The organism is Pulveribacter suum, assembly GCF_003013695.1.
Taxonomy (GTDB): domain Bacteria; phylum Pseudomonadota; class Gammaproteobacteria; order Burkholderiales; family Burkholderiaceae_C; genus Melaminivora; species Melaminivora suum.
Genome location: NZ_CP027792.1, coordinates 319,787 through 346,581, shown reverse-complemented (window position 1 = coordinate 346,581; position 26,795 = coordinate 319,787). Strand labels below are relative to the sequence as shown.

The window sequence follows — 26,795 nt, the reverse complement described above, 5'->3', positions numbered from 1 at the left end:
CTTTCTGTCACTCAGGCCAGCTCGGCGCGCATCGCCGCAATGACGGCCTGGTAGTCCGGCTGGCCGAAGATGGCGCTGCCGGCCACGAAGGTGTCGGCGCCGGCATCGGCCACGCGGCGGATGTTGGCGGCTTTGATGCCGCCGTCCACTTCCAGCCGGATGTCCTTGCCGCTGGCCTCGATGCGCCGGCGCGCTTCCTCGGTCTTGCGCAGCGTGCTGTCGATGAAGCTCTGCCCGCCAAAACCGGGGTTGACGCTCATCAGCAAAATCAGGTCGATGTCCTCGATCACCCAGTCCAGCACGTCCAGCGGCATGGCCGGGTTGAAGGTGAGACCTGCCTTGCAGCCGTGCGCCCGGATGTTCTGAATACTGCGGTGCACGTGCGCCGACGCGTCGGGGTGGAAGCTGATGTAGTCGGCGCCGGCCTTGGCAAAAGCGCTGGCCAGCTCGTCCACGGGCTGCACCATCAGGTGCACGTCGATGGGCACGGCCACGCCGTCCGGCGTGACGGCATGGGGCTTGAGCGCCTGGCAGACCATGGGGCCGAAGGTCAGGTTGGGCACGTAATGGTTGTCCATCACGTCGAAGTGGATCCAGTCGGCGCCGGCGGCGATCACGCCGCGCACTTCCTCGCCCAGGCGGGCGAAGTCGGCCGAGAGAATGGAGGGGGCGATGCGGTAGGTGCGGCTCATGGCCGAAATTGTCGCAGCATGGCCCTGCCACGGCCGGGGGACGGGCATTGACGCCCGGGCCTGCCGTTACCATCGCGCGATGTCCACCTACCAGTTCAAGGCCGAGGTGCAGCCCGAGTACCTGCCCGGGCAGTCGGCGCCTGAGCGCGGCGTCCACAGCTTCGCCTACACCATCACCGTGACCAACACGGGCAGCGCCGCCGCACAGCTGATCGCGCGGCACTGGGTCATCACGGACGCGGGTGGCCACGTGGAAGAGGTCAAGGGCCTGGGTGTGGTCGGCCAGCAGCCGCTGCTGCGCCCGGGCGAATCCTTTCAGTACACCAGCGGCTGCCGTCTGCGCACCGCCAGCGGCACCATGCACGGCAGCTACTTTTGCGTGGCCGAGGATGGCGAGCGCTTTGAATGCCCCGTGCCGCTGTTCGTGCTGGAGGCCGCGCCCCCGGGCGGCGCCGGCGCTGGCGGCAGCGATCTTCCTCCCCAGGGCCGGGTGCTGCATTGAGGCAGGCCGCGCCCGCGCTGGCCGAGCTGCTGGCCACGCTGGATGCCGGCGCCGGCGTGGCCCAACGGCACCTGCAGCTCATCGCCTTGCTGGACTGGATCCGCGGCGATGCGCGGTCCGTGGAGGCTGCCACCGGCCGCCTGGCGCTGCTGGTGGAGGCGGCCGAGCGCTCGCCCGAGGTGGCCGCGCGCCTGTCGGCCTGGTGGAGCGCCCTCACCCAGGCGCTGGACATCACCACGCTGCTGGCCGATTTCGGCTTCGCCCAGCGCACCTCCATGGGCAGCGAGCTGATGGAGCGGCTGCGCTACAAGCTGCTGCCCGCCAGCCCCGATACGCTGGATGCCTCCGAGCTGTTCATGCTGGCCCTGCCGGGCGAGTTCGACGTGCGCTGGCTGGCAGCCATCGACGAGAACGTGCTGGCCCGCCTGCGCGCCGTCATCGCCCCGGACAGCATGGAGAGTGGCGCAAGCGGCGCCAACGCCTGGCAGCTGGCCCTGCTGGACGCCATGACCTACTGCGCCGGCCAGATCCTGTCCACCGGCTTTGCGCCCGAGCTGCGCCTGCGCATGACTGAGGAGACGCGTGAGGCCCAGCCGTTTCATGCGCTGATCCGCGATGTGGAGAGCCTGCGCGTGGAGGTGCTGCACCCGCTGCGCACGTTCGAGCGGCGCGACGAGGCCGTGCAGCGCTTGCGCGGGCGCCTGGACGCCTGCCGCGCCGCGGCCGCCTCGGTGTATGCGCACTTCGAGGACAACGGCATCTCGGTAGGCCTGGTGTTCCGGCTGCGCCAGCTGCGCGAGCGCATCCTGCGCGTGCGTGATCTGCTGGAATGCCTGCTCACGCCGCGCCCGGCCGCCTCGGCCGTGCGGCTGCTGGCGCACCTGGCCGCCGTGGGGCGCGAGCGGCGCAGCGTGCGCGCGCTGCTGGCCTCCAGCTCGTCGCTGCTGGCGGCCAAGGTGGCCGAGCGCAGCGCCGAGACCGGCGAGCACTACATCACCCGCACGCCCGGCGAATACCTGGCCATGGTGCGCAAGGCTGCGGGCGGCGGCGCCGTCATGGCCTTCACGACGTTCATCAAGCTGGGCCTGTACACGCTGGCGCTGCCGGTGTTCTGGGGCGGCTTTCTGGCCGGCATCAACTACGCGGCCAGCTTCGTGCTGATCCAGCTGCTGCACTTCACCGTGGCCACCAAGCAGCCGGCCATGACGGCACCGGCCATGGCCGCCAAGCTCAACGACCTGGATGACGACGCCAGCGTCGAGGCCTTCGTGGACAAGGTCACGCACCTGGTGCGCTCGCAGGTGGCGGCGGTGCTGGGCAACGTGCTGCTGGTCTTTCCCGTGGCGCTGGCCCTGGCGCTGGGCATCGGCTGGCTCAAGGACGAGCCGGCACTGGACGAGGCCTATGCCCGCCGGGTGCTGGAGTCGCTGCACCTGCTGGGGCCTTCGCTGCTGTTTGCCGCCTTCACTGGCGTGCTGCTGTTTGCCTCCAGCATCTTTGCCGGCTGGGTGGAAAACTGGTTCGTGCTGCGCCGTCTCGACTCGGCCATCCAGTACAACCCGCGCATCACCCGCGCGCTGGGCCGCAGCCGCGCCGCGCGCTGGGCGCACTATCTGCGCGAGAACATCTCGGGCTTTGCGGCCAACGTATCGCTGGGCTTCATGCTGGGACTCACGCCGGCGTTCGCCGGCTTCTTCGGCCTGGGGCTGGAGGTGCGCCACGTGACGCTGTCGGCCGGCCAGGCCGGCGCGGCGGCCGCCTCGCTGGGCTGGCAGGCGGTGCACGAGCCGTTGTTTTGGTGGGCCATGGCCATGATCCCGTTCAACGGGGCGCTGAACGTGCTGGTGAGTTTCTACCTGGCGTTCCGGGTGGCCTTGCGCGCCCACAACGTCAGCGGCGTGGACCGCTCGCGCATCTACCGCGCGCTGCGCGTGCGCCTGGCGCGCGCGCCGCTGAGTTTCTTCCTGCCCTCGCGCAGCGCCGTCTGATAAGGTGCCTGGCCCGCCGTCCTACACGGCGATGGCAGGGGGCGCAGATACATTCGGTAAGCAAAAGCACCCCCCGGCCCGGCTCCGAGCCGGCGCACTCCGGGCGCGGTGCATGCGGCCCTTTTTCCCGCGCCAACTGGTGGGCGCGGACCGAACCAACGAATGACACATGAATGAACTGATGAGCTTCTGGACCCAGGGGCTGCGCCCCTCGGCCGGCCTGCCGACGGTGCAGTGGTCGCTGCTGCTGGCGGTGGCTGCCGTCACCGGCTACCTGGTGCAGCGCTACAGCGGCCTGCCCAAGGTGGTGGGCTACACCCTGGTGGGCACCGTGGCCGGCCTGGCCGGGTTTTCCGGCGTGGTCTGGCCGCTGCAGGGCATCGGCCTGTTCCTGGTGGAACTGGCCGTGGCCGTGGTGCTGTTCGAGGCGGGCGGGCGCATCCCGCTGCGCTGGTTCCGCCACAACCCCATGGTGCTGGTGCAAAGCATTGCCGAGTCCGCGCTCACCTACGCCGCGGTGTACTGGGTGCTGCTGTGGCTGGGCGTGCCCGAGCGCGCCGCCGGCCCGCTGGCCCTGGTGGCCGTCGCCGCCTCGCCCACGGTGCTCACGCGCGTGGTGGCCGACACCCGCGCCGCCGGCCCGGTGACCGACCGCGCCATCGTGCTGGCCACGCTGTCCTCGCTGTATGCGCTGGTGCTGGGCAGTGCCCAGGCCGAGCTGCTGACCCGCCCGGCCGCCGACTGGCGCGGCGCCATCTACCCGGTGCTGGTGGTGCTGGGCGTGTCGATTGCCATGGGCGCGCTGCTGTCGCTGCTGGTGCGCCTGGCGCTGCGCGTGATGAGCCCGGGCAGCGAGAACACCTCCATCTTGCTGCTGGCGCTGATTGCGGCAGCGGCGGCGATTGCCGCGCACATGGGCGGCTCGGCGCCGCTGGCGGCCCTCCTGGGCGGCATGCTGCTCAAGCAGCTGCACCCGCGCCCCTGGGCCTGGCCGCGGCAGATGGGCACGGCCGCGTCGCTGCTGACCATGCTGATGTTCGTGCTGGTGTCCACCGTGGCCGCACAGGCCGACTGGAGCGTGAAGGTGGCCGGCGTGGTGCTGGCGCTGATCGCCGTGCGTCTGCTGGCCAAGGCCGTGGGCGTGGGCGTGGGCAACGTGGGCAGTGGCGCCAGCTGGCGCCAGGCGGTGTGGGTCAGCTGCGCCATGACGCCCATGTCGGCCATCGCGCTGCTGGTGGCCTCGCAGTTCGTGGTGGCTGCGCCCTCCACGGGCGGGCTGATCGCCAGCATCGCGCTGCCGGCCATCTTGCTGATGGAGGTGCTGGGCGCGGTGATCGCCACGCTGGCCATCTCGCGTGCGGGCGAAAGCTCCAAGCCCTCGGCCCTGGCCCGCGACCTGCGCAAGGCCCCCTACGACAAGGAACCCTCGTGAGCCTGGAAGCCTTTCACCATTCCGAACCCCTGACGCTGGGCGTCGAGCTGGAGCTGCAGCTGGTCAACACCCACGACTATGACCTGGCGCCCTACGCCGAGGACATGCTGCGCCTGATGGCCAAGACCCCGCTGCCCGGCAGCGTGGTGCCGGAGATGACCAACAGCATGATCGAGGTCTCCACCGGCATCTGCCACAGCAGCAGCGAGGTGCTGGGCCAGCTCACGCAGATCCGCGATGCGCTGGTGAAAAGCGCCGACAAGCTCAATATCGCCATCGTCGGCGGCGGCACGCACCCCTTCCAGCAGTGGCACGAGCGGCGCATCTACGACAAGCCGCGCTTTCAGGAGCTGTCGCAGCTGTACGGCTACCTGTCCAAGCAGTTCACCATCTTTGGTCAGCACGTGCACATCGGCTGCCCCGATGCCGATGCGGCCCTGGTCATGCTGCACCGCATGAGCCGCTACATCCCGCACTTCATCGCGCTGTCGGCCTCCAGCCCCTACGTGCAGGGGCAGGACACGGCGTTCGACTCGGCCCGGCTCAATTCGGTGTTCGCCTTTCCGCTGTCGGGCCGCGCGCCGTGCGTGCTCACCTGGGGCGAGTTCGAGCAGTACTTCGACAAGATGACGCGCACCGGCGTCGTCAAGAGCATGAAGGACTTCTACTGGGACATCCGCCCCAAGCCCGAGTTCGGCACCATCGAGATCCGCGTGTTCGACACGCCCCTGACCATCGAGCGCGCCGCGGCGCTGGCCGGCTTCGTGCAGTCGCTGGCGGCCTGGTTCCTGGCCGAGCAGCCCTTCACGCCCGCCGAGGACGACTACCTGGTCTATACCTACAACCGCTTCCAGGCCTGCCGCTTCGGCATGGACGCGGTCTATGTCGATCCGGCCAGCGGCGACCACATGCCGCTGCGCGAGCACATCGTGCGCACCATCGACCACATCGCCCGCCACGCCACCGGCCTGGGCGCCTCGGGCGCGCTGCACATGCTGCGCGGCGAAGCCTCGGGCGGCCAGAACGATGCGCGCTGGCTGCGCAGCCGCATGCAGGACGAGCAGCTGCTGGCCGAGGTCATCCGGCAGGCGGCAATGAGGTTCCGCGGAACTCCCCCCTGAGTCGCCGTCGGCGCCTTCCCCCTCTTTGTCCGCGCTGCGCGCCGGAGGGAGGACGCCGCTGGTGGACCGGCACCGCCGGATCCACGGCGGCTGCTGGCTTGGCGGGCGCCGGTTGTGCAGCGGGCATGCCGCCTCTGGACTGGCACACAATTTGGCCCCATGGGTGAATTCGATCTGATTGCGCGCTACTTCGCGCGGCCGGGGCCGCCGGGGCGGAGCGTGGCGCTGGGGGTGGGCGACGACTGCGCGCTGCTGCAGCCGGCGCCGGGCATGCAGCTGGCCGTCTCCAGCGACATGCTGGTGGAGGGCCGGCACTTCTTTGCCGACGTCTATCCCGCCCACCTGGGCCACAAGGCGCTGGCCGTGAACCTGTCCGACCTGGCCGCCTGCGGCGCGCGGCCGCTGGCCTTCACGCTGGCGCTGGCGCTGCCGCGGGTGGACGAGGTCTGGCTGCAGGGTTTTGCCGAAGGCCTGCTTGCGCTGGCCGATGAGCACGGCTGCGCACTGGTGGGCGGCGACACCACCCAGGGGCCGCTCAACCTCTGCATCACCGTCTTTGGCGAAGTGGCCCCCGGCCAGGCGCTGCTGCGCAGCGGCGCGCGGCCGGGCGACGACATCTGGGTCAGCGGCACGCCGGGCGAGGCACGCCTGGCGCTGGACGCGCTGCGCGGGCAGCTGCACGCCGCGCCCGAAGTGCTGGCCGCCCTGCGCCAGCGGCTGGAGCGCCCCACGCCGCGCGTGGCCCTGGGCCGGCGGCTGGCAGGCCTGGCCAGCAGCGCCATTGACGTCAGCGACGGCCTGCTGGGCGACCTCTCCCACATCCTGTCCGCCTCGCGCGCCGGGGCACGCATCGATGTCGATGCTGCTGCTGATTTGCTAGCTGCCAGCGCTTGCCTGTCGGGCGCTGGAGGCTGTTTTGATCATCATCTGCTGATGCGCTGCGCGCTGGCCGGCGGCGACGACTACGAGCTCGCCTTCACCGCCCCGCCCGCCCGCCGCGAGGCCGTGTGCCAGGCGGGCCGGGACAGCGGCACATCGGTCACGCGCATCGGCGCCGTCGAGGCCGCGCCCGGCCTGCGGCTGGTGGACGGCGCCGGCCAACCGGTGCAGGGGCGCTTTCCCTCGTTCGACCACTTTGCGTGAGGCGCGGGCCGGCAGGCACCGCCGCGCTGCCGGACAATCGCCGCCATGACCTGTCTGCCCATCCACCGCCTCGCCGTCCTGCCCCTGCTCCTGGCCTGCGTGCCGGGCGCCGCCCTGGCGCAGGGCGCTGCGCCCCTCGCCTCGCGCATCAGCACCGTCACGCTCTACCCCGGCAGCGCCACCGTCGAGCGTACGGCGCGCGTGGCTGCCGGCAGCCGGGCGGTGGTCTTTGACTGCCTGCCCCAGGGGCTGGACGCGCGCAGCGTGCAGGTGCAGGCCGCCAGCGGCGCCGTGCGGGTGGGCGACATCGCCGTGCAGCTGCGCGAGCGCGCCCTGGCGCCTGGCTGCGCGGGGCCGCAGGACGAGCGCCTGCGCGCGCTGGAGCAGCGCCTGGCCGAGGCCCGCGCCGAGACCGGGGCGCTGGAGCTGGCCCACAGCTACCTGCAAAGCATCGCCGGCAGCGCCCCGGGCACCTCGCCGGTCACCGGCCCGGGCACACCGGGCGCCGGGCAGATCGGCGCCACCACCGAGGCGCTGCGCAAGTCCGGCCAGGAGACGCTGGTGCGGCTGCACCAGGCCCGCGCCCGCCAGGACGAGCTGGAGCGCCAGGCCCAGGCCCTCGCCGCCGAGCGCGGCGCCGGCGCGCGCGCCCGCGTGGCCAGCGTGACGGTGGCCCTGGCGGCCGAGCAGGGCGCCGAGCTGCGCCTGTCCTACCAGGTGCGCGGCCCCAGCTGGTCGCCCAGCTACCGCGCCACGCTGGAGACAGCGGCCGCCAGCCCCGCCGTGCGCCTGGAGCGCCTGGCGCTGGTGGCGCAGGACACCGGCGAGGACTGGAGCGGCGCCGCCCTTACCCTGTCCACCGGCCAGCCGCTGCGCACCACCGGCGCGCCGCTGCCCCGGCCCTGGACGGTGGACGTGCGCCCGGACCCGCCCGTGCCCCAGCCCCCGCGCGCCATGGCGCCCGCGCCGGCCATGGCCGCGCGCAGCGAAGCCGCCCCTGCCGAAGCGGCGGTCGAAAGCGAACCACTGCCCGACTTCACCGTCGCCGTGACCGAAGGCGCCTACGCCACCGAATTTGCCGTGCCCCAGCGCGTGAACGTGCCCTCGGGCGGGCCGAAGGTGGCGCTGGCGCTGCAGGCGCAGCAGCTGGGCGCCAGCCTCATCACCCGCACCACGCCGGCGCTGGACGCCACCGCCTACCTGGTGGCCCGGCTGGCGCAGCTGCCCGGTGTCTGGCCCACCGGCCCGGTGGCGCTGTACCGGGGCGCGGCCTACGTCGGCCAGGGCGTGCTGGACACCAGCCAGCCCGAGCAGGAGCTGCCCTTTGGCCGCGATGAGCGCGTGGCTGTCACGGCCGAGCCCGAGCGGCGCGCCAGCGCCAGCGCCGGCCTGACCGGCGCGCGCACCGAGCGCACCACCGAGCGCAGCTACGTCGTCACTAACCGCCACCCGCAGCCCGTGCAGCTGCAGGTGCTGGACGCGGCGCCCGTGCCGCTGGATGCGCAGATCAAGGTCGAGTCCCACTACGAGCCCGCACCCCAGGACACTGCCTGGCGCGCCCAGCCCGGCACCATCGCCTGGAGCCAGCCGCTGGCCGCCGGCGCCAGCGCGCGCTTTACCGCCCGCCACACGCTGCGCCACGACAGGGAACTGCGCCTGCGCGAGCAGCGCTGAGCCGCGTCCCTCCCCCCTGATTTGCCCCGACCGCATGCCCAGCCCACGCCCGCTTCGCCGCTTCCTGTTCAGCCACCCGGCCCACTTCATCGCTTTGGGGGGCGGCAGCGGCCTGTCGCCCGTGGCACCCGGCACCGTCGGCACGCTGTGGGGCTGGCTGGCCTTTCTGGTGCTGCAGCTGTGGCTGGCGCCCGCCGCGCTGGGCTGGGTGGTGGCCGCCGCGCTGCCCGTGGGCTGGTGGGCCGGCACGGTGGCCGCGCGCCACCTGGGCGTGGCCGACCCGGGCGCCATCGTCTGTGACGAGATCGCCGCCATCTGGCTCATCCTGTGGCTGGCCATGCCCATGGGCTTTGCCGGCCAGCTCGCGGCCTTTGCGCTGTTTCGCTACTTCGACGCGGCCAAGCCCGGCCCCGTGGCCTGGGCCGACCGGCTGTTCAAGGGCTTCGGCTGGAAGGGCGGCCTGGGCATCATGCTGGACGACCTGGTGGCCGCTTTTTGCACGCTGCTGGTCATCGCGCTGTGGCGGCACTTTCTGGGGTGAGGCACATGACGCTATTAAAAAGTGAGCTGTCAGCGTTTGATGGGCAAGCGCTGGAGGCCGATTTGGCTCAAATTTCTGCCGCGCTGCTGGCACGCGGCTGGCTGCTGGCCACGGCCGAGAGCTGCACCGGCGGGATGATCGCCGCCGCCTGCACCGCCCTGGCCGGCTCCAGCCAGTGGTTCGAGCGCGGCTTCGTCAGCTATTCCAACCAGGCCAAGGCCGAACTGCTGGGCGTGCCCGCGGAGCTGATCGAGCAGCACGGCGCCGTCAGCGAACCCGTGGCCCGCGCCATGGCCGAAGGGGCGCTGGCGCACTCGCGCGCCCAGGCCAGCGTGGCCGTCACGGGTATCGCCGGCCCCACGGGCGGCAGCCCGGGCAAGCCGGTGGGCACGGTGTGGTTTGCGTGGGGCGTGGAGGGCCGCACGCACAGCCAGGTGCAGCACTTCGCCGGCGACCGCGCCGCCGTGCGGGCGGCGACGCTGGCGCATGCGCTGGGGCGGCTGGGGGAGCTGCTGGGTTAGGTCGGCTGACAGCGCTTGTGGTGCGTCATGCCCCGCAACACTTCTTGAACTTCTTGCCGCTGCCGCATGGGCAGGGGTCGTTGCGCCCGGGCTGCTCGCCGCGCACGATGGTTTCCACGCGCGGGCCCAGGCTGTGCCAGATGCGGTACAGGTCGTAGATGGCCCAGATGGCCTCGCCGAAGGCCTCCAGCCGCTCCTGGCTGGTGCTGGGCGGGCCGTCCTCGTCGTACATGCACAGCACGGGCGCGCCCTTGTCGTCCTCGGCCAGGGCCTCGATGGCCTCCAGCGAGTCGGCGATCCAGCCGGCGGTTTCCTTGTCGCGCGGGCTCTCCCAGTCGTCCGACCAGGCGTCCACGACGAACAAAAAGCCCGCCGCCCAGATCTGGCCGAAAGCGGGGATTTCCTCGTCCTGCATCTCGGCGCGGTCGGCCTCGGGCAGGCTGGCAATCGCCCCGCGCATGTCGATGACCTCCGGCTGGAAGGCCTCGTCGGCGTCCAGCGACTCGGGTTCCTCGGCCAGCTCGGCGCGCACCTGGGCCTCGCGCCGCTCCCACAGCTGCAAAAAGCGCTGCTGCTGCGCCAGGTCCTTGAAGGGCGGCAGCAGGGGCAGGGGCTCATGCGGGCCCAGGTCCAGGTCGGTGTCGGAGATGACCATGGGCAGCCACTCGTATGCCGGCACCGGGCGGCGGCTGCAGACCAAGGCCGTCAGCACGCCGTCGCAGAACTCCCAGTGCGGCACGAGCTCGTCGCGCGTGCGCATGTCGTCCAGCAGGGCGTCGAGTTCGTCCAGTTCTTCGGGGCTCAAGGGAGAGGCTGGGGAGGCGGAGGGTTCGGTCATGGCGCAGGGCGCGGCGGGCGCGGCGGGAAAAGGGGGGCCCTGGCAGTGTAGCGGCTGGCCCATACTCGGGGCGATGCCCCGCACCGCCCGCGCCCCTGACCCCGCCGACGAGTTTGCCGCCCTCCTGGCGCGCCAGCTGCCGCTGCAGCACACCAGCGTCGCCTGCCATGTGCTGCACGGGCGGCGCGTCTGGCTCAAGCGCGCGGGGCCGCGCCACGGCGGGGCGCGCTACGGGCTGCTGGGCGCTGCAGCGCGCCTGCTGGGCCTGCCTGTGCTGACCCCGGTGCCCAACCGGGGCGGGCGCGAGGCGATTGCCACCGAGGTGCGCCGCCTGGGCCAGCTGGGCGCCGCGGGCGTGCGCGTGCCGCAGGTGCTGGCCGCCGCGCCCGACGGCTTCTTGATGGCCGACCTGGGCGCCCCCGGGGCCGACACGCATTCGCTGGCCGGCGAGCTGGACGCCGCCGTCGCCGCCGGTGCGCAGGCCGTGCTGGCGTGTTGGACGGCCGGGCTGGACACGCTGGCCGGCGTGCACGCGCGCGGCCAGTGCCTGAGCCAGGCCTTCGCCCGCAATCTGGTGCGCTGCCCGGACGGGCAGATCGCCTGCATCGACTTCGAAGACGACCCGGCCGCGGCCCTGCCGCTGCAGGTGTGCCAGCTGCGCGACGTGCTGTGCTACGCGCACTCCACGGCGCTGCACCTGGTGCAGGCCGGTGCGCTGCAGGCCGGGCGCGACGTCTGGCGCCAGCGGCTGGCGCAGCCGCACTATGGCAGCGGGTTCCACGTCCTGCTGCGCCAGACCACTGCGCGCCTGGCCTGGCTGCGCCACCTGCCGCAGGGCCGGCGCCTGGGCCGCGACGCGCAGCGCCTGCGCGCGGCCTGGGAACTGCTCTCCGAACTATGGAATCAATAGCTGCCAGCGCTTGACTGGCGGGCGCTGGAGCCGCTTTTTATCTATAAGCGGCAGCGCTCAGCACTCGCTGGTCCACTCCACCTGCGCGCCCAGGCTGCGCAGGTTTTCCACGAAGTGCGGGTGGGCGCGGCGGATGGGCAGCGCGTTCCTGATCTCCGACCGGCCCGGGATGCTGGCGGCCACCATGAACAGGGCGATGGCCACGCGGATGATGTAGGGGCTCTCGACCACCGCCGGCGACAGCTCGCCGCCGCCAAACGTGACGATGCGGTGCGGGTCGGACGAAAAGACGTGGGCGCCGAACTTGGTCAGCTCGCCCGTCCAGCCCAGGGCGCCGTCATAGACCTTGTTCCAGAACATGGCGTTGCCCTGCGAGCGCACGCCCAGGGCGATGAAGATGGGCAGCAGATCGACAGGGAAATACGGCCAGGGCGCGGCTTCGACCTTGGTCAGCACGTTGGCAGTGAAGGGCGTTTGCACCTTCAGCGGGCCGTCCACGCGCGCGCACGACCAGCCGCCCTCGTGCTCCACGCGCACGCCGAACTTGGCAAAGGTGCGGTCGATCAGCGGGAAGTTCTCCGGCGCGCTGTTTTTCACGCGCACGTCGCCGCCGGTGATCGCCCCCAGCGCCAGGAAGGTGGTGATCTCGTGGAAGTCCTCGTCGAAGCGGAATTCGCCGCCGCCAAGCTCTGCCCCGCCGTGCACCGTCAGGCGCGAGGTGCCCACGCCTTCGATCGTGACGCCCAGCATCTGCATGAAGCGGCAAAACTCCTGCACGTGCGGCTCGGACGCCGCATTGGTCAGCGTGGAAGTGCCCGGCGCGCTGGCCGCGCACAAAACGAAGTTTTCGGTGGTGGTGACCGAGGCGTAGTCCAGCCAGTGCTGCACGGGCGCCAGCGGGCCGCTGCGGCGCACCAGCAGCGAGCCTTCGGTGCGCTCGACCTCGGCGCCGAAGTGGCGAAACACCTCCACGTGCGGGTCGATCTCGCGCACACCCAGGGTGCAGCCCTTGACGTTGTCCTCCAGCCGCGCCACACAGAAGCGCGCCAGCAGCGGCGGCACCAGCATGATGGACGAGCGCATCTCCTCGGGCAGGCGGTGGCAGGCGGCGTCAAACGCGGTGTGCTCGTGGTGCAGGCTCAGCTCGCCGCTCTCATGGTCCATGTGCACCTGGCTGCCCAGGGTGCGGAAGATGTCCAGGATCTTGCGCACGTCGGTGATGTCGGGCACGCCAATGAGACGCAGCGGCGCGCGCGTGAGCAGCGTCGCGCACAGGATGGGCAGCACCGCGTTCTTGTTGGCCGAAGGAATGACGCGCCCGCGAAGCGGCGTGCCGCCGTGCACGATGAGGTTGGACATGGGCAAAAAGCTGGGGGAAGACGCAGGGAGAGTGGGAAAAGACGGGCGTACTTGAAAAACGCAGCCCGGCACTGTAGCGCCAACCTGCCGGCAGGTCGGCACAATGGGTTTTCCCACGACAACTACTTTCGGAGACCGTCTGCCCATGACCCAGAAACTCACCGCCACCGTGGTGCAGGCCGCACCCGTGCTGTTCGACACCCCCGCCACCGTCGCCCACGCGGAACAACTCATGGCCGAGGCGGCCGCGCAAGGCGCGCAGGTGGTGGTCTTCCCCGAGGCCTTCATCGGCGGCTACCCCAAGGGGGCGGACTTCCACATCTTCGTGGGTGCGCGCACGCCCGAGGGCCGGCGCGAGTTCCAGAAGTACTTCGACGCCGCCGTGGCTCTGGACGGCCCGGAGATCGCCCAGCTGGCCAAGGCCGCCGGCCGGCACAAGCTCACGGTGTGCGCCGGCATCATCGAGCGCGATGGCGGCACGCTGTACTGCACCGCCGTGTACCTGGGGCCCCAAGGGACGCTGCTCGGCCACCACCGCAAGCTGATGCCCACGGCGCTGGAGCGCATCCTGTGGGGCTATGGCGACGGCTCCACGCTCAAGGCCGTGCCCACGCCCTGGGGCCCGCTGGGCGCCGTGATCTGCTGGGAGAACTACATGCCGGCCATGCGCATGGCCATGTACCAGCAGCGCGTCGCGCTGTACTGCGCGCCCACCGCCGACGACCGGCCGACGTGGATCGGCAGCATGCAGCACATCGCCCTGGAGGGGCGCTGCTTCGTGCTGTCGGCCTGCCAGCACCTGCGCCGCAGCCAGCTGCCCATGGACGCGCTGCACAACCGCCTGCCGGACGGGGAGAACACGGTGCTGATGCGCGGAGGCAGCTGCATCGTCAGCCCGCTTGGCAAGGTGCTGGCCGGGCCGGTGTACGACGAGGACGCGCTGGTGACGGCCGAGCTAGACCTGTCGGAGATCCCCCAGGCGCAGTTCGACTTCGACCCGGTCGGGCACTACGCGCGCCCGGACGTGTTCCAGCTCGCCGTGAACACCGCGCCGCAGCGCGCGGTGCACGCGGCGGACGGCGCCAGCACGGCATTCGCGGCGCTGCCTGCGGCGCAGGCGCCGGCTGCGTGACGGGGGGTGGCGCGCTGGCCCGGCGGCGGGCGGGCAGCGCGTCGCGGCACGTCAGTGTGTCGCGCCGGCCGCCTTAGCGCGGCTGGCGCGGCGTCCGACAGGGGCAGGGTGGGCGGCACTTTTATCGTCGCTGCGCATTGACGCATTTTTGCCATTTCGTTTCTTTCTCCCCTGCGCAGCATGGCTTCCCCCGCCTCTTCCGCCGCCCTGTCGGCCACCCCTTCCCCTTCTGCGCCGTCTGCGGATTCCCCACAGCCGCCCCGCGCCCCCGCGCTGTCGGGCGCGGCCTGGCGTCAGTTCAAGAACGTCGCCTGGCCCTACTGGCAGGGCGACCGCAAATCCGTAGCCTGGTCGCTGCTGGGGCTGCTGGTGCTTTTGATGCTGGCCGAGACGCAGCTGGCCGTGATGCTGGTGGACCGCACGGGAGAGATGACGTCGGCCCTGGCCGCGCGCGAGAGCGAGCGCTTCTGGGCCGCCGTGCGCACCTGCCTGATCGTGCTGGCCTTCGCCGTGCCGGTGTACGCCTTCTACTACTACATGCGCGACGCCTTTTCCAACCACTGGCGGCGCTGGCTCACGCACCGCTTCCTGGACGGCTACCTGGGCGGGCGGCGCTACTACGAGCTCACCGCGCAGGGGGTCGTTGACAACCCCGACCAGCGCATCAGCGAGGACATCAACACCTTCACCGGCCGCTCCACGCACTTCCTGCTTATCTTCGTGGGCGCGCTGATGCAGCTGGTGGCCTTCAGCGCCGTGCTGTGGTCCATCTCGCACGTGCTGGTGGGCTTTCTGGCCGTGTACGCGATCGTGGGCACGGTGGTCGCGCTGTGGCTGTTCGGCGCGCCGCTGATCCGGCTGAACTTCTGGCAGCTGCGCCGCGAGGCGGACTTCCGCTTTGCGCTGATGCGCCTGCGCGAGAACGCCGAATCCATCGCCTTCTACCGCGGCGAGGCGCAAGAGCGCGGCCTGCTGGACCAGCGCTTTGAGTCCGCATTCCTGAACTACGCCCGGCTCATCAAGCGCCAACGCTCGCTGAACATGTTCCAGCGCGCCTTCAGCCAGCTCACGCTGGTGATCCCGGCGATCATCCTGGCCGACGCCGTGCTGTCGGGCCAGATGGAAGTGGGCCGCGCCATCCAGGCCGGCGGCGCCTTCGCCGCCATCCTGGCCGCGGTGTCGCTGATCGTGGACAACTTCGAGAGCCTGAGCCGCTTCGTCGCCGGCATCGGGCGGCTGGACACGCTGTCCAAGGCGCTGCTGGGCGCGCCGCAGCCCGAAGAGCCCCAGGAGCCCGACGCCGCCCTGGCCGCGCGTCGCCTGGCGCGCCAGCAGCGCCGTGCGCGCCGCCGTGCCCACCGCCGCGGGCTGGCCGTGCCGGTGCCTCCCGCGCACCCGCCAGCTGACAGCGCGCCGCCGCCCGGCGCGCACATCCAGCACGTGGAGGGGGCGGACTTCGCCATCCACGGCCTGACGCTGTACACCCCGCAGGGGACGCGGCTGTTGGTGCGCGACCTCGACCTGGCCCTGCCCCCGGGCGAGGCGCTGCTCATCACCGGCCCCAGCGGCTGCGGCAAGAGCTCGCTGCTGCGCGCCATCGCCGGGCTGTGGCGCACCGGCAGCGGCCGCGTGCAGCACCTGCCGGCGGCCGACATGTTCTTTCTGCCCCAGCGCCCCTACATGCAGCCGGGCACGCTGCGCAGCCAGCTGCTGTACCCGGCGGGCGAGTCACCCTTGAGCGATGAGCAGCTGCTGGACATCCTGCGCCAGGTGCAGCTGCCTGATCTGGCGCAGCGCGTGGGTGGACTGGGCGCCACGCGCGAGTGGGACAAGGAGCTGTCCGTGGGCGAGCAGCAGCGCCTGGCTTTCGCCCGCGTGCTGGTGCACGCGCCGCGCATGGTCATCCTGGATGAGGCGACCAGTGCGCTGGACAGCGCCAACGAAGCCGCCCTGTACCGGCGCCTGCGCGAAAGCGGCGCCACCCTCATCAGCATTGCCCACCGCGCGGCCGTGCTGGCGCACCACACGCGGGTGCTGCAGCTGACCGGTGGCGGCGGCTGGGCGCTGCACGACGCGCGGGACTTCGTCTTCGAGGAATGAGTGAAAAAGGGGGGGTGCGTCGTGCGAGCAAGCGCCGCGCTCACCGCACCATGCCTGGCGCTCAACGTTCCACATCTGCCAGGCGCAGCGCCACGGCCACCTGGGCGCCCAGCGGCGCCAGCCGCCTGCGCAGGCGCAGCACCGCCTGGTCCTTGGACAGCAGGACAGCGCCGTGTGCAGCCGCCAGGTCGATGAATTTCTGGTCGTCCGCGTCCTTGCAGATGCAGGGCGCGCGCGGCGCCTCGTCCACCAGGCGCGCGCCGGCGTCGAATGCCGCCAGCACCTGGGCCGCGGCCCCGTCCGCGCGGTGCAGGCGTGCGACGACGTGTGGGTAGGCCAGCACGCAGGCCAGCTCATCGCGCATGGGCTGGGTGGCGATCCAGGCCAGCCGCCCCTGGGCCAGCAGTGCGCGCAGCGGCGCGGTGGCGGGGTCGGCAAAGACCAGCAGGTCCAGCACGATGTTGGTGTCCAGCACCAGCGGCTGGGCGCCCTCGGCGCCCGCGGGCAGCAGCAGCTCAGGGCGCATCGCTGGCGGCGGGCCGGGCCCGGGCACTGCCGGCGACCAGGTCGAAGCGGAACAGGCGGCACTCGATGGGCCCGTTCCACAGCGGCACGCGGCGCGACTCTTTCAGGCGCATCTTGCCGGGCAGCTTCAGGTCGGGCGTGAGCATCCAGGCCTGCCAGCCGGCGTAGTTTTTCTTCCAGTGCGTGGCCAGCTGGGCGAAGAAGTCGCCGCCGTCCTCGACCTGGGCGCTCTCGCGCCCTCCCACCGTCTCGCCCATGCGGGTGCGCGCACGCTCTTCGGCATTGCGCCCGGCGCTGCCAGCGGCGGCAATGCGCTCGCCGTAGGGCGGATTCAGCAGCATCACGCCCGGCTGGTCAGTGGGCGGCATGCGCTGCAGCGCGTCGCCACCGCGCAGCTGCACGGCGCTGGCCACGCCGGCGCGCTCGGCATTGCGCTCGGCAAAATCCACCATGCGGTGCGAGACGTCACTGCCAAAAATGGGCGCAGCGCTTGCCACCACTGCGCTGGCAGCTTCTTCTTTGATAGCAGACCAGACGTGCGCCTGAAAGGGCAGCAGCTTTTCAAAGGCAAAGCGCCGGCGGCTGCCCGGCGCGATGCGGCAGGCGATCTGCGCCGCCTCGATGGCCACCGTGCCGCTGCCGCAGCACGGGTCGTACAGGGGCAGCGGCTCGCCGCCGTGCGGGTCCCAGCCCGAGGCGGCGATCATCGCGGCGGCCAGGGTTTCCTTGAGCGGCGCGTCGCCCTTGTCCTCGCGCCAGCCGCGCTTGAACAGCGGCTCGCCGCTGGTGTCGATGTAGAGGGTGGCGTGGTCGCTGGTCAGGTGCAGGTGGATACGCACGTCGGGCCACTGGGTCTGCACGTCCGGGCGCACCCCGGCCCGGGCGCGGAAGCGGTCGGCCACGCCGTCCTTCACGCGCAGCGCGGCGAAGTTCAGGCTCTTCAGGGGGCTGTGCTGGGCCGTCACCTCCACCTTGAAGCTCTGGCGCGGGGTGAACCAGATCTCCCAGGCAATGCTCTCGGCCAGGGCGTAGATATCGTCCTCGCCGCGATAGGGCTGCTCGGCCAGCTGCACCAGCACGCGCTGGGCCAGCCGGCTGTGCAGGTTCAGCGCCAGCGCGTGGCGCCAGGACGCGCGCGCCAGCACGCCGCCACGGCCGGTGAGCAGGTCGTGCCCGGCCAGGCCGGTAACGCCGTGGACTTCGTGGGCGAGAAAGTCCTCCACGCCGGCGGCGCAGGGAAGGAAAAGAGTTAAGGAATTCATGCAGACGGCCGAAACATAGGAGCAGCAAGGATGGCCCTTGCCGCGGGGCCGCCCGCGCAGGGCGGCAATGCGGCACAACCCTGCAGGCAGGCCCGCCGGCCATTATCGATAACATTCGCTCCCCTGCTTCCCGCATGTCGCGCAGGCGACAGCCCGGGCGCCCTGCGCCGCCGCTCTTTCCCCGCTGCCCGCGGCCCCCTCTTCCAAAGGCTTTGTCTATCCATGTTCCACAGCATCCGTGCCCGGCTGATCGCCCTGTGCGTGGCCATCACCGCAGCGGCGCTGCTGGTGCTGGCCGGCGCCACCTTCGCCATGGTGCGCGGCAACACCCGCACCGCGCTCGACGCGCAGATCAGCCAGCTCACCCGCACCCACGCGCAGGAGATCAGCGAGTGGCTGAAAGACAAGCAGCAGATGGTGGGTGCGCTCACCAGCGTGGCCCAGGAGGCCGAGCCCCTGCCGTTCTTGCAGCTCACGCGCAAGGCGGGCGGCTTTGACGCCGTCTTCATCAGCCACGCCGACAAGCGCCACGCCTCCACCTCGCCCCCCTCGGGCGACTATGACCCCACCACGCGCGACTGGTACCGCCAGGCCCTGCAGGCCGGCGGCCCCATCATCACCGCGCCCTACACCGACGCCGGCAGCGGCCGCCTGACGGTGACCCTGGCCACTCCCCTGGGCGGCAGCGGCCAGGCCGCGGGTGTGGCCGGCAGCGACCTGTACCTGGACTCGGTGACGCAGAAAGTGGCCGCCATCCGCCCCATGAGCAAGAGCTTTGCCATGCTGCTGGACGGCCAGGGCCGCATCCTGGCCCACGCCCGCGCCGAATTGGCCCTGAAGCCCGTCACCGCCCTGGCGCCCGGTCTGGAGCCGGCCGCCCTGGCGCGGCTGGCACAGGAGGGCGGGCATGCGCAGGTGCAGGTCGATGGCGCCCCGCAGATGCTGTATGCCGCCGCCGTGGCCGGCACGCCGTGGCTGCTGGCCATCGGCATCGACGAGGCTGAGGCCACGGCGCCGGTGCGCCGCCTGCTGCAGCTGGCGGTGGTCATCGCCGCCGTGTGCGTGGCGCTGGCCGTGGCGCTGATGTCCGCCGTGGTCAGCCGCCAGCTGCGCGGCCTGGCTCTGGTGCGCGACGCCATGCGGGACATCGCCAGCGGCGAAGGCGACCTCACCCGCCGCCTGGACACGCGCGGCAACGACGAGCTGGCGCAGATCGCGCAGGGCTTCAACCAGTTCGCCGACAAGATCGCCGCCGTGCTGCTGCGCATCCGGGATTCGGCCGAATCCGTGCGCGTGGCCACCAGCGAGATCGCCAGCGGCAACCATGACCTGTCCGGTCGCACCGAGAGCCAGGCCAGCTCGCTGCAGGAGACCGCGGCCGCCATGGAGCAGCTCACCGCCACGGTGCAGCAGAACGCGGCCAACGCCCGGCAGGCCAACGCGCTGGCGCACGAGGCCTCGCAGATCACCGGCCAGGGCGCGGCCGCCGTGCAGCAGGTGGTGCAGACCATGGACGGCATCCACAGCGCCTCGCGCAAGATCGAGGACATCATCGGCGTGATCGACGGCATCGCCTTCCAGACCAACATCCTGGCGCTGAACGCCGCGGTGGAGGCGGCGCGCGCCGGCGAGCAGGGCCGGGGTTTCGCCGTGGTGGCGGCCGAGGTGCGCCAGCTGGCCCAGCGCAGCGCCACGGCGGCCAAGGAGATCAAGGCGCTGATTGACGACTCGGTCAACCAGGTGGACGCCGGCAGCCGCCTGGTGCAGGACGCGGGCCAGACCATGCAGCAGGTGGAGCAGGGCATACGCCGCGTCAGCGCCATCGTGGCCGAGATCAGCAACGCCAGCCAGGAGCAGAGCACCGGCATTGCCGAGGTCGGCGATGCGGTCTCGCAGATGGACCAGGCCACGCAGCAAAACGCCGCCCTGGTGGAAGAGGCCAGCGCCGCCGCCCAGTCACTGCAGCAGCAGGCGCACGATCTGGCCGAGGTGGTGGCGGGCTTCAGGCTGCCCCAGGGGGGCGAGGCGCAGCGGCTGCTGCGCTGACAGGCCGCGGCGGCCGGTCAGCCTGCCGCCGCGCGCTGCAGCAGCAGCTGGCGAATGGATTCGGGAATGAAAGCCGGCCTGCGCGCTGCGCCGTCGATGAAGACGATGCCGATCTTGCCGCGGGCGATCTCGCGGCCCTGGGTCTTCTCCGCCATGCGAAACACCAGGTCGAAGCCGTAGCGGTTGAAGTCCTGCGGCACCATGTCCACGCACAGCGTCTCGCCGTGGAAGGCCTCCGACTTGTACTGCGCCACGATGTCGCCCACCACGGTGGACAGGCCGGCCACGTCGGCCTCCGGGTAGCCCAGCGACTGGAAGAAGCGCACGCGCGCCTCCGACACCAGGCTGAGCAGCTGCGCGTTGTCCAGGTGCCCGCCCTGGTTGACGTGGCTGATATAGACCTGCAGCTCGGTGGCAAAGCCGAAGTGCGCGGGAAGCTCGAAGACGATGCGGGCCATGTCAATTCTCCAAAGGGCAGCACAGCGACAGCACTGCCGGAAACCGGCGCACCCCAGGCCAGCGGACGCCGAGCAAGGGCCGCCCCGCAGCGAGGGCGTCGTCCCCCTGCCCGCGTAGCGCAGCGAAGCGAGAGCGGGGGGAAGCCGCGCAGCGGCTCAGGGGGGTGATCCTCATCAAAGCGCCTTGCGCAGGTTGGTGGGGGCGATCTTCATCGCCTCGCGGTACTTGGCCACGGTACGCCGGGCGCATTCGATGCCCTGCTCCTTGAGCATCTCGGCGATCTTGCTGTCCGACAGCGGCTTGGCCGGGCTCTCGGCGGCGATGAACTGGCGGATCAGCGCCCGCACGGCGGTGCTGGAGGCGTTGCCGCCGGTCTCCGTGCCCAGGCCGGAGCCGAAGAAGTACTTCAGCTCGTAGGTGCCCTGGGGCGTGGCCATGTACTTGGCGGTGGTCACGCGCGAGATGGTCGATTCGTGCAGGCCGAGTTCTTCGGCGATGTCGCGCAGCACCAGCGGGCGCATGGCCAGCTCGCCGTGCACGAAGAAGCTCTTTTGCCGCTGCACGATGGCTTCGGACACGCGCAAGATGGTGTCAAAGCGCTGCTGCACGTTCTTGATGAACCAGCGCGCCTCCTGCAGCCGCGCCTGCAGCTGCGGGTGGCCGCCGCTGCCGCGGTGGGCGCGCAGCGCGCCGGCGTACTGCTCGTGCACCTGCAGGCGCGGCATGACGGCGGGGTTGAGCTGCACGGAAAAGCGTTGCTGCGTGCCGCTGCCGATGCGCCGCACGATCACGTCGGGCACCATGGCGAACTGCTGCACGTCGGCAAAGCGGCGCCCCGGGCGCGGCTCCAGCCGGCCGATGAGGGCGATGGCGGCGCGCGTCAGCGCCTCGCTGGCGCCGCAGGCCTGCGACAGGCGGCGCACGTCGCGCCGGGCCAGCCAGTCCAGCGGCTGGCGGCAGATGGCCAGGGCGGTCTGCACGGTGGGCGCATCGCCGGTGCCGGCCTGCTGCAGCTGCGCGCGCAGCTGCAGCGTCAGGCACTCGGCCAGGTCGCGCGCGCCCACGCCGGCGGGCTCCAGGCTTTGCAGCAGCCCCAGGGCCAGGGTCAGCTGGTGCAGCAGCGCCTCGTGCCGGTCGTGCTCCCAGTGCTCGCCCAGCAGGCTGTCGGCCAGGGCGGGCAGGGATTCCTCCAGGTAGCCGTCGTCGCTGAGCGAGCCGATGAGCAGCGCCAGCGCCGCCGCTTCCTCGGGCGACAGGCGCAACAGCCGCGCCTGGTGGGTCAGGTGCTCGGCCAGCGTCTCGTGGCTGCGCGCCAGGTCGATGGCGTCGCCCTCGGTGTCGCTGCCGCTGCCGCCGGTGCGCGCCGGGGTCTCGCCGCTGCTGCCCCAGTCGCTGTCCGGGCCGTTGGCTTCGCCCTCCCAGTCCAGGCGCTCGGGGGTGTCGGGCAGCCCGGGCGGCTCGGGGGCGTCGAAGCCCGGGTCGGCGGCGCCGTCCAGCGGTTGGGCATCATTTTGGCCTGTAGCGCGCGCCAGGTCTGCGCCAGCAGCTATTGTATCGATAGCATCCTGCTCGCCGTCCTCGGCCTGCTCCAGGAACGGGTTGTCGGCCAGCATCTGGCCCACCTCCTGCGCCAGATCCAGCGTGGACAGCTGCAGCAGGCGGATCGATTGCTGCAGCTGAGGGGTGAGCGCCAGCTGCTGCGAGACGCGCAGCGCCAGGGTGGGGCGATTCATCGGGCGCGGCCACCGCCGCCGCGACGCGCCGGCAGTGGCGGCGTCAGCATTGGCGGTGCACGGCGGCAGGCCATGGCGGGTACGCCCTCACATGCGGAAGTGCTCGCCCAGGTACACCCGGCGCACTTCGGCGTTGTCCACGATCTCGGAGGGCGTGCCCTCGGCCAGCACGTTGCCGTCGCTGATGATGAAGGCGTGGTCGCAGATGCCCAGCGTCTCGCGCACGTTGTGGTCGGTGATGAGCACGCCGATGCCGCGCGCCTTCAGAAAGCCGATGATGCGCTGGATCTCGATCACGGCGATGGGGTCGATGCCGGCGAACGGCTCGTCCAGCAGGATGAAGCGCGGCTGCGTGGCCAGGGCGCGGGCGATCTCCACGCGCCGGCGCTCGCCGCCCGAAAGCGCCAGGGCAGGCGAGGCACGCAGGTGCTCCACGCGCAGCTCCTGCAGCAGGCCTGTGAGGCGCTGCTCGATCTCCGCGCGCGGCAGCGGCCGGCCGTCGTCTCCGCGCTGCAGCTCCAGCACCGCGCGCACGTTGTCCTGCACGCTGAGCTTGCGAAAGATGGACGCCTCCTGGGGCAGGTAGGACAGTCCCAGGCGCGAGCGGCGGTGGATGGGCATGCCCGTCACGTCGTGCCCGTCGATGCTGATGGCGCCGCCGTCGCAGCGCACCAGGCCCACGATCATGTAGAACGACGTGGTCTTGCCTGCGCCATTGGGCCCCAGCAGGCCCACGACTTCGCCCTTTTGCACCGACAGCGACACGTCCTTGACGACCTGGCGCCCGCCATAGGCTTTTCGCAGGTGGCGCGCCTGCAGCCGGCTGGCGCCGTCCGCGCCCGTCACGTCCTGCGCCATCACTTGCCGCTGCCGCCCAGTTCGCTGCTGGGGCGCAGCGCCGGGGCCGGCGCGGCAACGGGCGCGGCCGGCGCGGGGCTGGTCTCGCGCGGGGCGATCACGGCGCGCACGCGCCCGCCGGGGCCGGCCGCCTGCGAGGGCGCGCCGCCTTCGACGGTGAAGACGTCGGTGACGTTGCTATAGACGATGCGCGCGCCGGTCAGCTCGTCGCTGAGCGTGGCGCCCCGGTAGCGGCGCAGCTCGCCGCGGCGGATCAGCCGCACCACGTCGGCGCGTCCGTCGTATTCGATGCGCTCGGCCTCGCCCTCGACGAATTCGTCGGGCCCGCCAGGCGCGGTGTCGCGCTTTTGCCGGAAAAAGGCGCGCTTGCCGGCGTCGGCAGTGACGATGCCGCTTTGGTAGCCGTCCGCATCCTGGTGCACCTCCAGGCGCGCGCCGCGCAGCACGATGGAGCCTTTGGTCATCACCACGTGGCCGGTGAACACCGTGGTCTGCTGCAGCTCGTCATGGCGCAGCGCATCGGCCTCGATGTTCATGGGCTTGTTGCGGTCGGCCTTTTCGGCCTGCGCGGCGGGCGCCAGCGCCAGGGCCAGCGCGGCGCACAGGGAGAGGGAGAGCAGTCGATGGTTCATGGGGGCACGAATCTTGCGTTGATTGTAGCCACCGCTTTTTCGCAGCAGCCCCAAGGCAAAGGGCGCGCCAGCGGCGCGCCCTTTGCGGGATGCAGCCTCGGGCTGCGGATCAGCTCTTGGGCGCCTGCGCGGCCAGCTGCTCGACCACGCGCAGCACGTTGTCCATGTTGCCGGCCATGGTGCCGTCGGTGTAGTAGCGCCCGGCCACGCCCATGGAGGGCACCCCCTCCACCTGGTAGTCGTTTTGCAGCTGCGTGGCCTTGCGCACCTGGTTGGACACGGTGAAGGAGTTATAGACCTCCTTGAACTTCGCCACGTCCACGCCCTGCTTGCCGATCCACTCGAAGATCAGCTCGTCCTTGTTCAACGGCAGCTTTTCCACGTGCACGGCGCGAAAGACCTTGGCGTGCAGCTCGGGCAGCTTGCCCATGCCTTCCAGGGTGTAGTAGAGCTTTTGCTGCGGCGCGAAGCTGGCGTTGAAAGCGACGGGAATGCGGCGGATGACCAGGTTCTTGGGCGCGCCCTTGGCCCATGCGTCGAAGGTCGGCTCAAAGGCGTTGCAGTGCGAGCAGCTGTACCAGAAGAACTCGATCACCTCGACCTTGCCGGCGCCCGGGTCGCTGGGCACGGGCTTGGACAGGCGCACGTAATCCTTGCCCTCCTTGAACTGGCGCGGTGCCTGCGCCAGGGCGGGCGTGGCCAGCGGCAGGCCCAGCGCGGAGATGGCGAGCACCGAGGCGGTGGACAGGGAAAACTCACGACGGTTCATAAGGCAAGGTGCTCCGTGGGCTGATTCAATGGATGGAATGGACTGTGCCAGGCCGGCAAAGGTTCCGCAGGCAGGGTGCGGGCTAGCCAAGCAACGCGGCCTAGCGCTGCACGCGCACCAGCGCGGATTCGACGCCTGCGCCGTCGAGCTTTTGCTTCAGCGATTCGGCGTCGTCGCGCTTGCCGAACGGGCCCACCCGCACGCGGAACACCGTGCGGCCGCTTTGTTCGCGCTCACTCACGCGGGCTTCCCAGCCCAGCATGGCCAGCTTGGCGCGCTGGGCGTCGGCGTCTTGCTGGGTGCGAAAGGCGCCGGCCTGCACGAAGTAGTCGAACGGATCGGTGCCGGCCGCCGCGGCCGGCTTCGGCTCGGGGGCCCCGGCGCGGGCGCGCGCCAGATCGCCCAGCGGGTCGCTGGAAGCGCCGGCCTGGGCGCGGCTGGCGGCGGGGCGCGGCGCGGAGGCGCCATCGACCGCCGGCAGGCCGCCGACCACGGCCGGCGCCACGATGGGAGCGGTGGCGCCATCGGCCACGGGCGCCGGCGGCTGCTGCGGCCGGGCCGGGTTCTTGCCGTACAGCGGGGCGTTGGGGTCCCAGTTCTTGTTGCGCTGGGCCTCGTCCTGGTCGGAGGGGCGCGGGCTGGCCTTGGTCAGGAAGGGCACCGGCACCTTGGTCACATAGACGGCCACGGCCAGCGCCGCGCCCAGGCCCACGATCACGCCGAGGATGAGGCCCAGGATGGTGCCGCCGCGTTGCTGTTGCTTCATATCAGTGGTTGCTTACATTCTGGCTGGCGCGGACACACCCAGCACCGCCAGGCCATTGTGCAGCACCTGGGCGGTGGCGGCGACCAGGGCCAGGCGGGCCTGCTTGACGGCCTCGTCATCGACCAGGATCCGCTCGGCGTCGTAGTAGCTGTGGTAGCTGGCGGCCAGCTCGCGCAGGTAGAAGGTCACGTCGTGCGGCGCATTGCCGGCTGCCGCCGCGGTGAGCATCTCCGGGTAGCGCGCCAGCAGCAGCATCAGCGCCTGGGCCTGGGGGCCCTGCAGGGCGGACAGGTCCACGCCCCGCAGCGCGGCCACGTCGTAGTCCTCGCGCCAGCCGCGCAGCACCGAGCAGATGCGCGCATGGGCGTACTGCACGTAGTACACCGGGTTGTCGTTGTTTTGCGCCACGGCCAGGTCCACGTCGAAGGTGTACTCGGTGTCGGGCTTGCGCGACAGCAGGAAAAAGCGCACCGCGTCGCGGCTGGTCCACTCGATCAGGTCGCGCAGCGTGACGTAACTGCCGGCGCGCTTGCTGATCTTCACCTCCTCGCCGCCCTTGACCACGCGCACCATGGTGTGCAGCACGTAGTCGGGGTAGCCCTGGGGAATGCCCAGATCCACCGCCTGCAGGCCGGCGCGCACGCGGGCGATGGTGCCGTGGTGGTCGGTGCCCTGGATGTTCACGGCCCGCCCATAGCCGCGCTGGAACTTCTGCGTGTGATAGGCCACGTCGGGCAGGAAGTAGGTATAGGTGCCGTCGGACTTGCGCATCACCCGGTCCTTGTCGTCGCCGAAGTCCGTGGTGCGCAGCCACAGCGCGCCGTCCTGCTCGTAGGTGTGGCCGCTGGCGACCAGGCGGCGCACGGTGTCCTCCACGTGGCCGCGCTCGTACAGGCTGGACTCCAGGTAGTACTCGTCAAACTTCAGGTGGAAGGCCTGCAGGTCCTTGTCCTGCTCGGCGCGCAGGTAAGCCACGGCGAACTGGCGCACGCCGCCTTCGTCCTGCACTTCGCCGCTGGCGGTGAAGGCGCGGTCGTCGGCGTGTACCGTGGCGCGGGCCAAATAGGCGTCGGCGATGTCCTGGATGTAGTCGCCGTTGTAGGCCGCCTCGGGCCAGCCGGCGTCGCCCGGCTTGAGCCCCTGGGCTCGCAACTGCGTGCTCCGGGTGAGCGTGTCGATCTGCACGCCCGCGTCGTTGTAGTAGAACTCGCGGTGCACCTGCCAGCCCTGGGTGGCGTACAGGTGGCTGATGGCGTCGCCAATGGCCGCCTGGCGGCCGTGGCCCACGTGCAGCGGACCGGTGGGGTTGGCGGAGACGAACTCGACGATCACCTTGTCCGCGCGCGCCGGCTGCCAGCCGTAGCGCTCGCCTTGCTCCAGCACCTCGCGCACCACCTGCTGCTTGGCCTCGGGCTTGAGGCGGATGTTCAGGAAGCCGGGGCCGGCGATCTCGATGGCATCCGTCCAGCGGGCAAAGGCGGGGGTGGCGGCCAGCGCGTCCCTGAGCTGCTCGCCCAGCTGGCGCGGGTTGGCCTTGAGGGGCTTGGCCAGCTGCATGGCCGCGGTGCAGGCGAAGTCGCCGTGCGCGGCGACCTTGGGGTTTTCAAAGGCTGCGCGCGCGCCCGCGCCGGGCTGCAGCCGCTCCAGCTCGCCGGCCAGCGCCGTGAGCAATTCCTGTTTGACACTCAGCATGATGGGGCGGGATTTTACGGGGAGCCCCCGTCTGCGCCAGGACTATGCTGGCGGTCCGCGACGCGTCGCCGCGGACTCCCCCGCAACCCCCCTTCGCTGG

The 26,795-nt window shown here is 71.3% G+C and carries 24 protein-coding genes; 12 read left to right on the top strand and 12 right to left on the bottom strand.

Going from position 1 to position 26,795, the window contains the following annotated elements:
• Positions 1 to 11: 11 nt before the first annotated feature.
• The gene (rpe, locus tag C7H73_RS01540; protein ID WP_106845045.1) at positions 12 to 692 is read right to left on the bottom strand and encodes a ribulose-phosphate 3-epimerase; all 681 of its coding nucleotides are present in this window, start codon (positions 690 to 692) and stop codon (positions 12 to 14) included.
• 79 nt (positions 693 to 771) lie between these two features.
• Here rpe and apaG point away from each other — a divergent pair, with 79 nt between their 5' ends.
• From apaG to C7H73_RS01500, 8 genes are all read left to right on the top strand, one after another.
• A complete protein-coding gene (gene apaG / locus C7H73_RS01535; protein WP_106845044.1) occupies positions 772 to 1,194 on the top strand; it encodes a Co2+/Mg2+ efflux protein ApaG in 423 nt (140 codons plus the stop codon).
• Positions 1,191 to 3,182 (top strand): site-specific recombinase, encoded by a 1,992-nt coding sequence (locus C7H73_RS01530; protein ID WP_106845043.1) that lies wholly within the window; start codon positions 1,191 to 1,193, stop codon positions 3,180 to 3,182. Before apaG ends, C7H73_RS01530 begins: the two co-directional genes overlap by 4 nt.
• A gap of 169 nt (positions 3,183 to 3,351) precedes the next feature.
• Positions 3,352 to 4,614: a cation:proton antiporter gene (locus C7H73_RS01525; RefSeq protein ID WP_106845042.1), complete on the top strand. Its 1,263-nt coding sequence runs from the start codon at positions 3,352 to 3,354 to the stop codon at positions 4,612 to 4,614.
• Positions 4,611 to 5,735 carry a YbdK family carboxylate-amine ligase gene (locus C7H73_RS01520; RefSeq protein WP_106845041.1) on the top strand — a complete coding sequence of 375 codons (1,125 nt, stop codon included), beginning with the start codon at positions 4,611 to 4,613 and terminating at the stop codon, positions 5,733 to 5,735. Before C7H73_RS01525 ends, C7H73_RS01520 begins: the two co-directional genes overlap by 4 nt.
• A 159-nt stretch (positions 5,736 to 5,894) precedes the next feature.
• Entirely contained in the window at positions 5,895 to 6,878 is a 984-nt protein-coding gene (gene thiL, locus C7H73_RS01515; RefSeq protein ID WP_106845040.1) for a thiamine-phosphate kinase, read from the top strand.
• Between the two features lie 45 nt (positions 6,879 to 6,923).
• Positions 6,924 to 8,552 carry a DUF4139 domain-containing protein gene (locus C7H73_RS01510; RefSeq protein ID WP_106845039.1) on the top strand — a complete coding sequence of 543 codons (1,629 nt, stop codon included), beginning with the start codon at positions 6,924 to 6,926 and terminating at the stop codon, positions 8,550 to 8,552.
• Between the two features lie 34 nt (positions 8,553 to 8,586).
• Complete coding sequence (locus tag C7H73_RS01505; RefSeq protein ID WP_106845038.1) at positions 8,587 to 9,093, top strand: phosphatidylglycerophosphatase A family protein; 507 nt, start codon at positions 8,587 to 8,589, stop codon at positions 9,091 to 9,093.
• A gap of 5 nt (positions 9,094 to 9,098) precedes the next feature.
• The gene (locus tag C7H73_RS01500) at positions 9,099 to 9,614 is read left to right on the top strand and encodes a CinA family protein (protein WP_106845037.1); all 516 of its coding nucleotides are present in this window, start codon (positions 9,099 to 9,101) and stop codon (positions 9,612 to 9,614) included.
• Between the two features lie 25 nt (positions 9,615 to 9,639).
• On the opposite strand, the gene C7H73_RS01495 is transcribed toward C7H73_RS01500, so the two are convergent.
• Positions 9,640 to 10,452, bottom strand: a complete 813-nt coding sequence (locus C7H73_RS01495; protein ID WP_106845036.1) for a YecA/YgfB family protein — start codon at positions 10,450 to 10,452, stop codon at positions 9,640 to 9,642.
• A 73-nt stretch (positions 10,453 to 10,525) separates the two neighbouring features.
• Between C7H73_RS01495 and C7H73_RS01490 the strand changes: the two genes are divergently transcribed.
• Positions 10,526 to 11,362 carry a hypothetical protein gene (locus C7H73_RS01490; RefSeq protein ID WP_106845035.1) on the top strand — a complete coding sequence of 279 codons (837 nt, stop codon included), beginning with the start codon at positions 10,526 to 10,528 and terminating at the stop codon, positions 11,360 to 11,362.
• Positions 11,363 to 11,419: 57 nt separating this feature from the next.
• Here the strand turns inward: C7H73_RS01490 and C7H73_RS01485 are convergent, their stop codons facing one another.
• Positions 11,420 to 12,721 carry a UDP-N-acetylglucosamine 1-carboxyvinyltransferase gene (locus C7H73_RS01485; RefSeq protein ID WP_106845034.1) on the bottom strand — a complete coding sequence of 434 codons (1,302 nt, stop codon included), beginning with the start codon at positions 12,719 to 12,721 and terminating at the stop codon, positions 11,420 to 11,422.
• 145 nt (positions 12,722 to 12,866) lie between these two features.
• On the opposite strand from C7H73_RS01485, the gene C7H73_RS01480 reads away from it, so the two are divergent.
• Together C7H73_RS01480 and C7H73_RS01475 are read left to right on the top strand one after the other, a co-directional pair.
• Positions 12,867 to 13,853, top strand: a complete 987-nt coding sequence (locus tag C7H73_RS01480; RefSeq protein ID WP_106845033.1) for a carbon-nitrogen hydrolase family protein — start codon at positions 12,867 to 12,869, stop codon at positions 13,851 to 13,853.
• Between the two features lie 180 nt (positions 13,854 to 14,033).
• Positions 14,034 to 15,953: an ABC transporter ATP-binding protein/permease gene (locus tag C7H73_RS01475; RefSeq protein WP_106845032.1), complete on the top strand. Its 1,920-nt coding sequence runs from the start codon at positions 14,034 to 14,036 to the stop codon at positions 15,951 to 15,953.
• Between the two features lie 61 nt (positions 15,954 to 16,014).
• Here the strand turns inward: C7H73_RS01475 and C7H73_RS01470 are convergent, their stop codons facing one another.
• Positions 16,015 to 16,479, bottom strand: a complete 465-nt coding sequence (locus C7H73_RS01470; RefSeq protein WP_106847485.1) for a PIN domain-containing protein — start codon at positions 16,477 to 16,479, stop codon at positions 16,015 to 16,017.
• Entirely contained in the window at positions 16,469 to 17,740 is a 1,272-nt protein-coding gene (locus tag C7H73_RS01465; RefSeq protein WP_106845031.1) for a THUMP domain-containing class I SAM-dependent RNA methyltransferase, read from the bottom strand. The genes C7H73_RS01470 and C7H73_RS01465 overlap by 11 nt, the downstream gene beginning before the upstream one ends.
• A gap of 222 nt (positions 17,741 to 17,962) precedes the next feature.
• Here C7H73_RS01465 and C7H73_RS01460 point away from each other — a divergent pair, with 222 nt between their 5' ends.
• Complete coding sequence (locus tag C7H73_RS01460; protein ID WP_106845030.1) at positions 17,963 to 19,786, top strand: methyl-accepting chemotaxis protein; 1,824 nt, start codon at positions 17,963 to 17,965, stop codon at positions 19,784 to 19,786.
• A 17-nt stretch (positions 19,787 to 19,803) separates the two neighbouring features.
• Here C7H73_RS01460 and C7H73_RS01455 read toward each other — a convergent pair whose 3' ends face one another.
• From C7H73_RS01455 to argS, 7 genes are all read right to left on the bottom strand, one after another.
• Entirely contained in the window at positions 19,804 to 20,244 is a 441-nt protein-coding gene (locus tag C7H73_RS01455; protein WP_106845029.1) for an acyl-CoA thioesterase, read from the bottom strand.
• A gap of 174 nt (positions 20,245 to 20,418) precedes the next feature.
• A complete protein-coding gene (gene rpoN / locus C7H73_RS01445) occupies positions 20,419 to 21,978 on the bottom strand; it encodes an RNA polymerase factor sigma-54 (protein WP_106845028.1) in 1,560 nt (519 codons plus the stop codon).
• An 87-nt stretch (positions 21,979 to 22,065) separates the two neighbouring features.
• Positions 22,066 to 22,836, bottom strand: coding sequence for an LPS export ABC transporter ATP-binding protein (gene lptB / locus C7H73_RS01440; protein WP_106845027.1), 771 nt, complete (start codon positions 22,834 to 22,836; stop codon positions 22,066 to 22,068).
• Positions 22,836 to 23,468, bottom strand: coding sequence for a lipopolysaccharide transport periplasmic protein LptA (gene lptA, locus C7H73_RS01435; protein ID WP_106845026.1), 633 nt, complete (start codon positions 23,466 to 23,468; stop codon positions 22,836 to 22,838). Before lptA ends, lptB begins: the two co-directional genes overlap by 1 nt.
• A gap of 109 nt (positions 23,469 to 23,577) precedes the next feature.
• Positions 23,578 to 24,237, bottom strand: coding sequence for a thiol:disulfide interchange protein DsbA/DsbL (locus C7H73_RS01430; RefSeq protein WP_106845025.1), 660 nt, complete (start codon positions 24,235 to 24,237; stop codon positions 23,578 to 23,580).
• A gap of 100 nt (positions 24,238 to 24,337) precedes the next feature.
• Positions 24,338 to 25,003 (bottom strand): SPOR domain-containing protein, encoded by a 666-nt coding sequence (locus C7H73_RS01425; protein ID WP_106845024.1) that lies wholly within the window; start codon positions 25,001 to 25,003, stop codon positions 24,338 to 24,340.
• Positions 25,004 to 25,015: 12 nt separating this feature from the next.
• The gene (gene argS, locus C7H73_RS01420) at positions 25,016 to 26,695 is read right to left on the bottom strand and encodes an arginine--tRNA ligase (RefSeq protein WP_106845023.1); all 1,680 of its coding nucleotides are present in this window, start codon (positions 26,693 to 26,695) and stop codon (positions 25,016 to 25,018) included.
• Positions 26,696 to 26,795 lie beyond the last annotated feature (100 nt).